The 13340-nt window shown below is 45.7% G+C and carries 11 protein-coding genes; 3 read left to right on the top strand and 8 right to left on the bottom strand.

What is annotated here, in order from left to right; translation table 11 throughout:
• Positions 1 to 202 precede the first annotated feature (202 nt).
• Positions 203 to 406 (bottom strand): hypothetical protein, encoded by a 204-nt coding sequence (locus AB3Y94_RS08795; protein ID WP_367295888.1) that lies wholly within the window; start codon positions 404 to 406, stop codon positions 203 to 205.
• A gap of 183 nt (positions 407 to 589) precedes the next feature.
• Between AB3Y94_RS08795 and AB3Y94_RS08790 the strand changes: the two genes are divergently transcribed.
• Positions 590 to 1519 (top strand): AEC family transporter, encoded by a 930-nt coding sequence (locus tag AB3Y94_RS08790; protein ID WP_367295887.1) that lies wholly within the window; start codon positions 590 to 592, stop codon positions 1517 to 1519.
• Positions 1520 to 1569: 50 nt separating this feature from the next.
• Here the strand turns inward: AB3Y94_RS08790 and AB3Y94_RS08785 are convergent, their stop codons facing one another.
• On the bottom strand, positions 1570 to 3009 hold the full coding sequence (locus AB3Y94_RS08785; RefSeq protein ID WP_367295886.1) for a DHA2 family efflux MFS transporter permease subunit: 1440 nt from the start codon (positions 3007 to 3009) through the stop codon (positions 1570 to 1572).
• A gap of 132 nt (positions 3010 to 3141) precedes the next feature.
• Positions 3142 to 4656, bottom strand: a complete 1515-nt coding sequence (locus AB3Y94_RS08780) for an ABC-F family ATP-binding cassette domain-containing protein (RefSeq protein WP_367295885.1) — start codon at positions 4654 to 4656, stop codon at positions 3142 to 3144.
• A 333-nt stretch (positions 4657 to 4989) separates the two neighbouring features.
• Between AB3Y94_RS08780 and nrdI the strand changes: the two genes are divergently transcribed.
• Together nrdI and AB3Y94_RS08770 are read left to right on the top strand one after the other, a co-directional pair.
• Complete coding sequence (gene nrdI, locus AB3Y94_RS08775) at positions 4990 to 5463, top strand: class Ib ribonucleoside-diphosphate reductase assembly flavoprotein NrdI (RefSeq protein ID WP_367295884.1); 474 nt, start codon at positions 4990 to 4992, stop codon at positions 5461 to 5463.
• Positions 5456 to 6202: a nitroreductase family protein gene (locus AB3Y94_RS08770; RefSeq protein WP_367295883.1), complete on the top strand. Its 747-nt coding sequence runs from the start codon at positions 5456 to 5458 to the stop codon at positions 6200 to 6202. The genes nrdI and AB3Y94_RS08770 overlap by 8 nt, the downstream gene beginning before the upstream one ends.
• 194 nt (positions 6203 to 6396) lie before the next feature.
• Here AB3Y94_RS08770 and AB3Y94_RS08765 read toward each other — a convergent pair whose 3' ends face one another.
• The 5 genes from AB3Y94_RS08765 to ald form a co-directional block, all read right to left on the bottom strand.
• Positions 6397 to 7560 (bottom strand): ATP/GTP-binding protein, encoded by a 1164-nt coding sequence (locus AB3Y94_RS08765; protein ID WP_367295882.1) that lies wholly within the window; start codon positions 7558 to 7560, stop codon positions 6397 to 6399.
• 223 nt (positions 7561 to 7783) lie between these two features.
• Positions 7784 to 9139 (bottom strand): APC family permease, encoded by a 1356-nt coding sequence (locus tag AB3Y94_RS08760; protein ID WP_367295881.1) that lies wholly within the window; start codon positions 9137 to 9139, stop codon positions 7784 to 7786.
• A gap of 2 nt (positions 9140 to 9141) precedes the next feature.
• Complete coding sequence (locus tag AB3Y94_RS08755) at positions 9142 to 10497, bottom strand: amino acid permease (RefSeq protein WP_367295880.1); 1356 nt, start codon at positions 10495 to 10497, stop codon at positions 9142 to 9144.
• Positions 10498 to 10613: 116 nt separating this feature from the next.
• Positions 10614 to 11651, bottom strand: a complete 1038-nt coding sequence (tdcB, locus tag AB3Y94_RS08750; RefSeq protein ID WP_125682351.1) for a bifunctional threonine ammonia-lyase/L-serine ammonia-lyase TdcB — start codon at positions 11649 to 11651, stop codon at positions 10614 to 10616.
• A 71-nt stretch (positions 11652 to 11722) separates the two neighbouring features.
• Complete coding sequence (ald, locus tag AB3Y94_RS08745) at positions 11723 to 12835, bottom strand: alanine dehydrogenase (RefSeq protein ID WP_367295879.1); 1113 nt, start codon at positions 12833 to 12835, stop codon at positions 11723 to 11725.
• Between the last annotated feature and the right edge of the window lie 505 nt (positions 12836 to 13340).

The following is a 13340-nucleotide window of genomic DNA, read 5'->3' as shown; positions in this document are numbered from 1 at the left end:
AAATAAAACACGCCACCTAAGAATAGTAGGAAACATACCCACCAAAAAATACTGGTTATTCGGAATGGCAAAATATTCCAAATCATCAGAAACATGATTAAGAGACCACTCCAAAAATCCAATGAATGCACAAAGCGCCGGTTGAAAGTCATACTGTCCCTCCTACTTTTAATCACGAACTAGCCCCCCCGCCAGTCAGCGATTACTTAGAATCATCTTGGCCCATGCTAACGACTACTAAGCCACAAAACAATTCGTAAATTCCCAAGACAATGAGTGCAAGTGAAAAAACCAAATCCAGAATACTCGTGGTTGTTAAGGGCGAGAAGCCCCCGAACCCCAAGACCTCAGCAGAAATTCCACCCCAAAAGTTCATTGACCGATAAAAATTTTTATTTAAATGCATCCGTTACTACCCCCTACCCCGAAAACCAGCAAATGACTCCCTTGATGGTTTTCACTATTCATTGTATTACTTATACGGACGCGAGAAAAGGCGTGTCATCATTGACATCGCCCAAAAATTGATTACATAATAAAACTTAGTGTTATTTTCACATCAGTTATGAGAGGAAGCAACGCACACCCTATGGATATCTCCCAGCTCGCAAATCAAATTATTTTAATGTTCATTCTAATGGCCATTGGCCTACTTACCAATAAATTAGGATTTATGCACGGCCAGACCGCTACCGACTTAACCAACATCCTTTTATACATCGTTTCGCCGTGCTTAATTATTAATGCATTTGAGCAACACTTCTCCACCAGTCGGCTACGTGCACTGGGCATCGTCATGTTAGGCATCATCCTCACTTACTTCATTATGGTCCTGGTCACGAACCTCGTCTTTAAGCGCATTGCAGATCCTAATCTAAAACGTATCATGCAGTTTGGCGCGGTTTATTCAAATGCCGGTTTCATGGGAGTCCCCCTTGCTAGCGCCTTATTTGGCAGTACTGGCGTTTTCTTCGCCGTTGCTTCCCTAGCCGGTTTTAACGTCTTTTGTTGGACCCACGGCATTGCGCTTTTTACTCCCCACAACGATCAAAACGCTCACATCAATTGGCGCCAAATTATTCTCAATCCCAACATCATCGCCATTATTATTGGGCTTCTAATCTTTATGAGTGCTACTCAGCTACCAAGCCTCTTAAACCAGACCATTACTTACATCAGCTCGATTAACACACCATTATCCATGATTGTCATCGGCAATAGCTTAGCCGCCGTTACACTCAACCGACATACGCTAGACACCCGACTGTGGGTGCCATTACTACTACGGAATTTAATTTTCCCAGTCGTCTGTCTACTAATCCTGACCATATTCGGCGTTACTGGTATCCCCCTGTATACGACTGTTCTCATGGCGGCTTGCCCCGTTGCAGGTAACGTCGTGCTCTTCACCCTTAAGGATCACGGAGATACCACGCCCGCCGTTACACTGATGAGTCTGTCGACCATTCTCTGCGTTGCCACCATTCCGTTAGTCTTCACCTTAAGCAATTGGCTGTAATCATCCTGATGCCATAAAAAAAGACCGAGCGCAGTTGCTCGGTCTTTTTACTACTTACTTTCAGTTTTAGATAAACGTAAGGCCAACAAGAAACCAACTAACGCTAAAATAAATGTAAAGTAGAAGCCATAGTGGGCCCCATTTACGAAAGCACCGGCGTTGTGGTTCACACCACTCGTAGCGATGTATGCCGCTTGACCAATTCCTAACAGACTAGTAGCAATTGCCGTTGAGATGGCCCCAACGATTTGCTGGAACGTATTCATGATAGCACTCCCGTCGGCAGCAATTGGACCCGTTAGGGCATTTAGTCCATGAGTCTGCGATGGTGACATTGCTAGTGGTGCACCAATCATTAGAATCACGTGGGCCAAAATAATATACCAAATCGCGGATGATGTCGATGTGAAGACCAACATTAATGCCCCCACCATCGAAATAACAAAGCCTAATCGCGCTGGCATCCGAGCACCAACTCGGTCATACAAGCGACCAGCACCGGCTGACACCAGAGCATTCATAATACCACCGGGGAACATAATGACCCCCGTCAATGCTACTGGAATCAATAACCCTTTCTGGATAACCATTGGTAACAGGTACATGGCAGATAAAATAATTCCAAAATTAATCATGACCAAGATGGCTCCCATCCTGAAACCAGGAATGGCAAAGGCCCGCAAATTCAAAACTGGCTTGTCCGTATTTAACTGACGGTGCGTATACCAAGCCAAGACAACGAGTCCTAGAATCAGGGCACCAATGACGACACCTGAACCCCAACCACGGTCACTAGCCAGGCTAACTCCCAGGACCAAGCTTCCAAAACCAACCGTTGATAAGATAATTGATAAAAAGTCCACTTTAGGCCGAGTAACTTCGGCGATGTTAGTCAAAGACATTACCGCGAAGATAAAGGCAATCACCAAGAAAGGCACAAATAACCAGAAAATCCATCGCCAAGAGGCAACTCCCAAGACAATTCCCGCTAAGGTTGGACCAACGGCCGGCGCAAACATAATCACTAAACCAACCATTCCCATTGCAGCGCCTAACTTGTAGGGTGGAAAGATTTGCATAGCCACCGTAAACATCAGCGGTAAAATCAAACCAGTTGCAATCCCCTGAATCATCCGGCCAAACAAGAGAACGCCAAATCCTGGTGCAGATGCCGAAATCACGGCACCAACTGCGAAATCAATCAGCGCGAACAGAATAACTTGTCGCGTAGTAAACCATTTTGTAATAATACTTGATAGAGGTAAAACAACCCCAACCATTAACATATAACCCGTAACTAGCCACTGAATCGTGGCAGTTGTGACGCCCAACTGCGCCATTAGTTGTGGCAACGCAATGTTTAAGGACGTTTCTGAAAACATCCCGACAAAGCCCCCGATTAGCATCCCCATCATGGCAAGCATCGGGTGAGCAACTTGTACACGTGCTTTTTTCGCCATTTCTGGATGGCTACTTTGTACAGAATCCATTTGTTTTCACACTCACTTTCATTTCGAACACAATGGATTACTCTAGCAGAAAAAGCACGTTTTCGTAAGCATTATTTTAGAAAAAATTAGTAGAAAGCGGTTCCAGTAGCATTTTCTTATCGAACTCTTAGTTTACTTGGCTGTTAACGCTGCGATTTGCTCACGTAATTCTCGCAAACGTTGGGTATCAAGCTCAGGCGCCATCATCAGTTGGTCATATTCAAACTGTAACCGTGGCAAATCTGAAGCCGGTGTTCCCTGGGCCGTCTTGGTGGGATCAAGTAGCTTTTGATTCTTGAAGACCATGGTCCGAGTGGCGACCTGCCGCCGAAAATCCTGATCATGTGCCACAAAGATAATAGTGCCTGGATAATTAACTAGATATTCCGCCAACGCTTGCAACGCAGGTAAGTCCAAATAATTGGTCGGTTCATCCAAAATCAACAAATTGCTAGCACTGACCAAAATTGCCAGCAGCTGAAGCTTAACCTGTTCCCCACCACTCAACTCACCAATGAGCCGATCGTAGAAGATAGCCGTTAACCCAAACGCCCCCATAACCTGCCGAGTACGATTTCCATCAAGTGCCGTGGCCTGACTCATAAACTGCCAGACCGTTTGATCTTGTGGCAACACGGTCATATCTTGATGGAAATAACCAACCCGGGCACTAGGAGCTAATCGGGTCTTCGCCCGGTGCGCTAAAATTGTTTCAATCAACGTTGACTTACCACTGCCGTTTGGTCCAGCCAAAGCAACCCGCTCACCAGGTGCCACCCGCAAACTCGCCCGATGTAAGAGTGTCCGCCCGTCGCGCTCCAAATTAAGCTCATTGACGGTCACTAAGAACTTACCATGAACTGGCGGTAAGTCAGTGGCAACTAACTTCAAGGACGCCGCCTCGTGTGGCTTAACCGTCACTGTCTGCCGATTGGCCCGTTCCTTTAATGCCCGGGCACCACGTTCCATCTTGCCGGCATTCTGTTCCCGAACCGACTGCGAATTTGAACGTTCGGCAGCACTCATGCGCCGACTGCCCTTGCGGATGCGCGCAGCCTTCTCATGCCGCGCTTGAACAGCTTCACGCAAGTCACGCTGTTCACGTTGTTCATGGCGATATCGCGTCAAAGCATTCTCCCGTCGTTGTTTACGGTACGTGGTGAATTTTGCAAAATTACCATTGTATGGTGTGTACACCTGTTCTTCTAACGACCAGATTTGCGTGGTGATTGCCGTCAGGAGCGACCGGTCATGCGAAATAACAATTAGAATCCCTTTAAACCGTAATAACTGCTCCTGTAACCAATGCTGATGCTCATCATCCAAGTTGGCGGAAGGTTCGTCTAAAATCAAAATCGCTGGTCGCTGAGCCAACGCTACCCGAACTCGTGCCAACATACTTTGGCCACCCGATTGCCCCACCGTCGGTGCAATCTGTGGGACCAATGTCACCGGCGCCGTAACGTGCCGCTCACCGTTAAATTGCGTATCGACTCCGGCAATAATCTTAGCTAGGGTCGTCTTCCCGGTACCATTTGCCCCGATAATTCCAACTCGAGCGCCATCTGTAGCTGACAATCTTTGGACTGTAAACAGCTTTGTACCAGCAATTGTTTTTTCAATATTCGTTAAATTTATTTGTGTCAAAAATTCGTCCCCCTTTAATAGCAGGGATTGATGGTACTAAAAAAGTGGCCGCTTCCCGTTTGGAAATGGCGCCCACTGAATGCCTTTAGCCACTCAGTCGGCGTAACCATCAACCCCAAATTACAAGCCCACTCCACCCGTCGAATGGCGAAAGTTGACTGACATTTGTGGATTGATTAGTTACGCATCGGCTGAATACCTCGTTCTCTCTTAGATTACCAAAAGGATAGCATATTGATTTTCGTTTGACAAGTCCCCCTTATCAACAGCATTTCAGTCCAAAACCGTGTACACTAAGACTAACAGTAACTCAGAAAACCCGGAGGGAAAACCATGCAACCTTTACGTATTTTATTTATTTCTATCGAAGGTAACACCCGTAATTTCGTTAAGAATCTCACGGCGTATGCTGCTAAACGACATGCAGCAGACCCCGAGTGCCCAGAAATTGACTCAACTGAAGTGGATGAAATGACCGATTTCAAATCCGAAGCGACCCCTTACTTCTGCTTCGTTCCCACCTATCTGGATGGCGGTAACGGCATTGATAATGGTGTCAAAGAGCTCATGACCAATGTTTTGGGTGAATACATTGATTACCAGGATAACGCTAAAATGCTACTAGGTGTCGTTGGTAGTGGGAACCGCAATTTCAATGAACAATACTGCCTAACTGCTAAACGTTACGCTCAAAAGTATGCCGTCCCATTTGTCGCCAACTATGAATTACGTGGCGTTCCCCGGGATGAGGTCCGTGTCTACGATGCTCTCGTAGCCCGCTCACGGGAGGTGACCGCTCATGGCTAACCCAACCCTAACAACCTTACAAAGCCACCGGAGCATTCGTAAATTTACGTCTGAGCCACTCTCAGAAGCCGAAGTTACAACTCTAATTGACGCCGCACAACATGCAGCAACCAGTACATTTTCGCAGCAATATAGTATCATCAGTGTCACTGACCCCGCCAAGTTGGCCGCGTTAGCCGAAATAACCGGCCACCACTGGTTAGAAAAAGCGGGGCACTACTTTGTAATGGTTGCCGATCAGTATCGAAATCAGTGCCTATCACTTAACGATGACACCACCCAGGCTAATCTACACAGTCTGGATAAGCTACTCGCTGGTATCTTTGACGCCAGCATTGCCACTGAAGCCATTGTGACTGCTGGCGAAAGTCTGGGCCTAGGGAGTACCATCATGGGTAGTATTTTAAACGATGTCCCGCGTTTAATTAATCTCCTAGATTTACCGAAACTAACCTTACCGGTCCTCGGAATCGCCATTGGCCATCCAGCTGAACAACCGGAACAGAAACCTCGTCTGCCTCAACAGCTAATGCACTTCACTAACGGTTACCACACTCTGTCATCAACTGATAGAGCTTTACAAGCCTATGACCAACTTGTCGCTGATTATTACCATCAGCGTGAAACTCACCAACGCGATGAAACCTTTACGCACCACATTGCCACTGAACTATCCCGAGATCCGCAACAACGTGCCGGCATCTTAATCGGTATTCATCAACAGGGCTGGTTACATTAATTGGATTACCTGTAGCAAGTGGGACAACAGACGGTTAGTCAAAAGCATTAACGTCGATAGACAACTAATCTTGGTCTTGGATTGTTTGTCTATCAAGGTTAAGCGGAGTTGACTGCCTGTTGTCGCACGTTTCGACTATTTACGCCCGGAAGCACAACCAGGGTTTGAGACTTTTGTCTCAAACTCTTTTTGTGTCATCTGGTAAAGGTCGCCCGCAAGATACTCATATCCACGTTGGGTTGTGCTTGCATCGCCACCTGTCGCGCGGCCATCTCAGGAGCCAATTGCTGAGTCAGGTGACTCTCCCCACGATAGTTCTTAGTGACCAGGTACAACTGATCGGGACGCAGCTGACCGCCTAATAGACCAAACTGCGGCGTCACAAGTATAAACTGACTGTGCATGGCCGTTGAATTCACTAAGGCAAGTAAAGCTAGGACCACCTCTGGGTGTAAGGCACTAGCAAACTCGTCCGCTAGTAACGTTTGTGAGTGCGCCGCGGATTGTGCCTGAATCAAGGCGAGACCAACCGCAACCAATTGCTGGGTCCCAACTGAAACACGCGACAGAGGCAGCTCAACAACGTCTACAACCTCACCAGCAGCATCATATTTTTCATAACGCAAGTAGAGATCCGGTCGATCGTAACGTGAACCATCTAAAAATTGAACGGCTACTTGATGCTGCGTAACACCAGCCACCTCACACCCCACAGCATGTAAGAATTGGGTCAACTGAGCCACAACGTCTTCATTCAACTGACCAACAACCCGTGGTTGACCATCCAAACTAACCAGATCATCACTAAACCAGCGAAATACCTCAATCGCAGGTGCATAATTCCAGTTCTGTAGCGCGAACAACAGCAATGCATTCGGCCGTGTATTATCGATCGCCACATGCTGGCCAACCGGTACTTGAACGATCTGGCCACCTTCCCGTGAGAATAGGACCTCGGAATTCCCACCAGGAATTGTCGCTTGAAGCGATTCATCCAACACCCGAGTTGCATTGTAACTAAATGCGTATCGGTAGGCGATTCCCGCCCGTTTGAACGTCACCGCAAAAGTAGTGGTCCGTTGGCTGGAACCAGCATCCAGTTGAAACGGCTCAAAGGGTAAATCGTCCGTAATTTCTTCAGTTGGGGTTACGACCATCTGTTGCATTCGCAATAGGCCTGCTAAAACGTTACTCTTACCAACACCATTCGTACCACACAAGGCTGCACACTTCAGTCCGCGCTTTGTACCGGTTAACGGCAACGAGCGTTCCGCTCCGCCAGCATTAGTGGCCACCAATGACAAAGTCACTGGATCCTTAAACGAACGAAAATTCGTCAGCGTAAAATCAATTAACATGGTGTAACCTCCCTTTTCTTTGCATCTTACGCTTCTCCAACTTAGATACAATCATCGACCCTGCAAATGACGAAATCCCCTATTATAATATTAATATCCCTTCCAAATTTGACAGCGAACGATTTCATAATTAAATTAATCAAAACAAAAAAGAGTTGCGCATCAATTCACAATCGAATTGACACGTAACTCTTTATTTTTAAGACTTTAACGGACCTAATACTTAGTCTTCCTTGGTTTTAGGTTCGTCGTACTTCCACTTCTTCTTCAAGTACAGGTAGATTGGAATACCAATTGCCGTAGCAACAACACCAATCATCGTCGTCACAAATTGTTGAATAATCGTGGAAATCAGGATAAAGACCCCACCGACTAAAGCAATCAATGGAATAACTGGGAATAGTGGAACCTTGTATGGACGGTTCAAGTTAGGCTGCGTCTTCCGCAAGAAGATAACAGCAGCGAAGGCCATGCAGTAGAATACCCAGATAACGAAGATTAACATGTTGGTAATCGCATCGAATTGACCAGATAAGATCATGATGAAGGCAATGATGTATTGAATCAAACCAGCAGCCCAAGGGACACCAGCTTTGTTCAACTTAGCAAAGACATCACCAAATGGCAATTTGTGTTCTTTACCCATCGCATAAGGAATCCGCATACCAGTCATGGTATAACCGTTCAACCCACCGAATACGGAAATCAAGATACCAATCGTAATGAACTTACCACCAACACCACCGAACAATACCTTGGCAACATCAGAGGCAACGTTCAAGTTACCAGCAACGTGGTCAACTGGTTCTATGTACAGGAACACAGCGTTGACCAGTAAGTAAACAACCATGATGAGGGCGATACCTAAAGCAATAGCCTTTGGTAAGTCCTTCTTAGGATTCTTCATTTCACCGGCAATGTTCCCAACGTGCAGCCAACCATCGTATGCGAACATAGTGGCAAGCAGCCCGTTACCTAAAGCAGACCAGAATTCACGGTGTGGTCCGGCAACAACTGGGAACAGAGAGAAATCAACGCTGGTTGAGTGGAAGAAACCAAGTAGCACGATAACTGCCAATGGAATCAACTTAACAACCAAGGCAACAGAAGTTACCCAACCACCGGCCTTAGCACTGATCCAGTTGATCAGAACTAAGGAGAAGGCAGTGATTAACCCAACTGGAACAATCCAGCTTTGTGCTAAGCCAAACAGGTTCGCAAATTGCGTCCCGAAGGCGATGGCAATGGCGGCAACGTTAGCCGGGAAATAAATAATTGCTTGTGCCCAGCCGGCTAAGAAACCCCAGAAACCACCGTATGAGTGTTCGATGTACTTGGTTAACCCACCGGTTTCAGGCCAAGCGGCAGCCAGTTCGGCCCCCGTTAACCCGGCACAGATGGTAATAACCCCACCTAAGAACCAAACAAGTAATGCTAAACTGATGGTTCCAGTTGAGTCGGTAACAGCGGCGGCTTTAAAGAACACCCCGGTACCAATAACCGTACCCATAACAGTTGATAAGGCGGCGAAGAAACCAATTGACTTCTTCATTCCCCCAGAATTTGCTTTATCAGCCATGATCAAGTCCTCCTAACTTTTTTAACAACCTCATAAATAAGGAACAGGCATATGATCCACAATACAGAAACGTACAGTGAAAGACGCATGCTAGAGCTGAAAAACAGGATGACAAAGATAATCGCATAAAATGCAAGCGCAATGTAGTCGGCGTAAGGATAGAACGGTGCTGGGAAAATATTATGTTCAGCACTCTCTTTATTCTTACTCCTATAAACTAAGTGGGTGATGATCAAGACGGACCAAACGAATAGGAAACTAACCGTGGCCACACCGGAAATTAAACTAAAGACATCCTTCGGCATCACATAGTTCAGCACAACCACAATCAGCAAGGCTGCTGAGGACAGTAGTAGCGCGTTTTGTGGGACGTGATTTTTATTCACGTGCTTGAACCGTTGTGAAGCGTTGTGACCCTTTGCTAATGACCATAGCGTACGACTAGTGGTGAAAATGGCAGAGTTGCAGGCAGACAAGGCCGCAGTCAACACAACAAAGTTAACGACGCCAGCGGCTGCATTGATACCAATATCAGCAAACATTTGGACAAATGGACTTTGCGTTTGAGCTAATTTGTTCCAAGGATAAACGGACATGATAATGATCATTGAACCAATGTAGAACAACCCAATCCGTAGCGGCAAACTGTTCACCGCTTTAGGCAAGTTCTTCTCGGGACTTTCCGTTTCACCGGCAGTAATTCCGACCATTTCAATCCCGACGAAGGCAAACACAATCATCTGGAATGAGGCCATGAATCCTTTAATACCAGTTGGGAAGACCCCACCGTGACTGTACAAGTTACTAAAACTAGCAACTGTGTTCGGCGTTGTAAAATTCGTACCGATAAGGTAAAGCCCAATCACAATTAACAATAGTATGGCAACAACCTTGATCATTGAGAACCAAGATTCCATTTCCCCAAACAAATCGACGTTGGCCAAGTTGACCAATAATAACAACACGATGATAAGTAAGGGGGTCGCCCACTGTGGAAAGTGTGGGAACCAAAACCGGATATAAATTCCAGACGCCGTTAAGTCAGCCATGGCGATACTGATCCAACAGAACCAATACGTCCAACCTAAGACAAACTCAAACCTGTTTCCTAAGTAACGTCCCACGAAGTCGATAAACGAGTGGAGACGCGTATCCGAAAGCAACAATTCCCCGACACTGCGCATCAAAAAGAAGCAAATGATACCAGTAATCAGATATGACAGGATAATGGACGGTCCGGCTTCATGGATTGCAGTCCCTGAGCCTAAGAACAGTCCGGTCCCAATTGCTCCTCCAATGGCGATTAATTGAATATGTCTATTCTTTAGCGATCGCGATAATTGTTGATCATCATTCATACTTAACTCAATCCTCTTCGGAACAAAAGGGATGTTACATAGTCAACTGTTACATAGTCAACTGTAACATCCCTGATGTTCAACATACGTTACATTAATGCTTATTTATTTAATCTTTAGCCAATTCCGCCTTCAGTTTTAACTGGTGAGAAGAAGTGGTCGATGATGTTTGATACACGTTCAAGGTCAACGTTACCACCAGATACCATGGCAACAACCTTCTTGTCCTTTAACCACTTGTCGTCGATCTTGTGAGCTTCGAGGGCAGCAGTTGGTAAGGCACCAGCACCTTCAGCAACAACTTTGGTCCGTTGCAGTAAGTCCTTCATAGCCTTAGCAATGTCTTCTTCAGAAACTAAGACAATTTCGTCAACCAAGTTTGAAACAACTGGGAACGTAATGTCACCAGGGGTGGAAACATCGGTACCATCAGCAAGAGTTAAGTCTTTATGGTGGGTAACGATCTTACCAGCGTCAATAGATGCCTTCATACCATGAACGTTTTCGGATTGTACACCGACAACGTGGATTGATGGGTTGAATGACTTCAAAGCGGTAGCAACACCACCGATTAAGCCCCCACCACCACATGGTACGATGACAGTGTCAACATCCCATAGGTCATCAAGGATTTCAAGGCCGATAGTCCCTTGTCCAGCCATAACGTACTTGTCGTTGAATGGGTCGACAATGGTCTTGCCTTCTTTTTTACCACGTTCTGCCATCCACTTGTGAGCATCGTCGAACAATGCACCGTGAATATCAACTTCGGCACCGTAGCCGGCAGTTGCGTCACGCTTCATTTGTGGAGCTTCGTCAGGCATAACAACAGTTGCGTCAATGCCAAGTAACTTACTGGTCAAGGCAACACCTTGAGCATGGTTACCAGCAGAAGCAGTGATAACACCACGAGCCTTTTCAGCGTCGGTCAAGTGGTTGATCTTGTTGTTAGCACCACGGAACTTGAAAGAACCGGTTAATTGCATGTTTTCCAATTTGAGGTAAACATCCCCACCAACAACGTTGTTACTCAGGAACATGGACTTAACCAATGGGGTTCTCCGAGCATACTTCGAAACAATACTTCTTGCTTCTTCAATATCTTGAATGTTGAGCAGATCGTTCGTCTTTAATACTACATCATTTGCAGCCATTATTTTCACTCCTCAATTGTGTTTGAAACTCAAACTTTTAAGTTTTGAAACCTAAGTAAGATAAGCGATTATTAAGCGTTTTGTAATTCAGTGTATGGTAAGTCGAGTGACTTAGCCAAACCTTCATTAGTAACTTTACCTTCGTACAGGTTAACCCCTGAAGCTAAGGCTGGATCGGACTTGATAGCATCATCGATGCCCTTGTCAGCGATTTCCAATAAGTACTTCAAGTTCCCTGCAGCAAGTGCCATCGTAGCGGTACGTGGAACAGCACCTGGTTGGTTAGGAACAGCATAGTGAATAACGCCGTCTTTGATGAATACAGGGTCGTCAATAGTCGTAGGCTTGTCAATCGTTTCAACGGTCCCACCTTGGTCGATGGCAACATCGGCGATAACGGAGCCCTTCTTCATTGACTTAACCATGTATTCCTTGACCAACTTCGGTGGACGAGAACCAGGAATAAGAATAGTTGATACAAAGATATCAGCATCCTTGATTTCCTTAGCCAAGTTTTCTTCGTTGGACTTAACAACACGCACGTTCTTGCCAGCAAACTTCGTTTCGAGTTCCTTGATCCGGTCATCATTCAATTCAATGATAACAACGGAGCAACCCAAACCTAAAGCCATATCTGCGGCACCAATAGCAGCGTTACCACCACCAAAGATTACAACGTTACCAGCATGGATACCAGGAACAGGGATACCTGGAAGTAAGATACCTTCACCTTGGTGTTGTGCTTCCAAGTAGTAAGCACCCATGATAACTGAACGACGCCCTGCGATTTGACTCATAGGGGAAAGCAATGCCAGCTTGCCATCTTCAACGATAGTTTCGCCACCAATTGCGGTCGTACCAGCCTTCATCATTGCTTCTACAGTAGGCTTAGATGAAGCTAAATGTTGAAAGCCCCAAACAATCTTGCCCTTGGAGAAGTATTGGTATTCTTCTGGATCTGGTTCCTTAACCTTGATGATCAGGTCAGCTTTCCAACCCTCAGCATGGCTAACGAGTTTCCCACCGGCTTCGACGAATTCATCGTTACTGAAACCAGCACCGATACCAGCGTCTTTTTCAACCAGTACTTCATTACCTGCTTCTACCATCTTGCGAACATTTTCAGGTGTTGCGGCCACACGGCCTTCGCCTTCCTTTTGCTCTTTAATAACGGCAATTTGCATGTAAAAACACTTCCTTGTAAGTTATTTAACTACGACTATTATGCTATACCTTTCACATGAAATTGGCAAGGCTTTCATGGAATTTCGTCGAATTTTTTTCAAAAAAGGAAGTCAATTATCACGTGATTGGAAGCGCTTTCCCCTTTAGTGACACTGGATTTGGTCGTTTTTCCTGAAAACGTTGCATGCGAACATTTTTACAAAAGATTTTTTAATGAACCGCTCGTATTAATTACATAATACACAAACTTCATTATGGGTTTTCGCATAAGACTAGGCCTGCCAAACCCCTTTGTGAAGGGCCATTAGCTCGTTTGTAAAGTAACCAAATAAAATATTAAGGGATGTCGTTCAATTGTACACGGTTGAATTTACCCATTTAAACTGTAACCGGGCGGAATATCATTAGAGTTTTCTCATTATCACGCAATTATGAAGGCCCCGTTTTCATTTCGAGAAAGTGGTATACCCGTGTTCCCCGTTATAGGTATACCAATTCACAAAG

The organism is Levilactobacillus yonginensis (assembly GCF_964065165.1).
Taxonomy (GTDB): Bacteria; Bacillota; Bacilli; order Lactobacillales; family Lactobacillaceae; genus Levilactobacillus; species Levilactobacillus yonginensis_A.
This window is presented reverse-complemented; position numbering and strand designations above follow the sequence as displayed.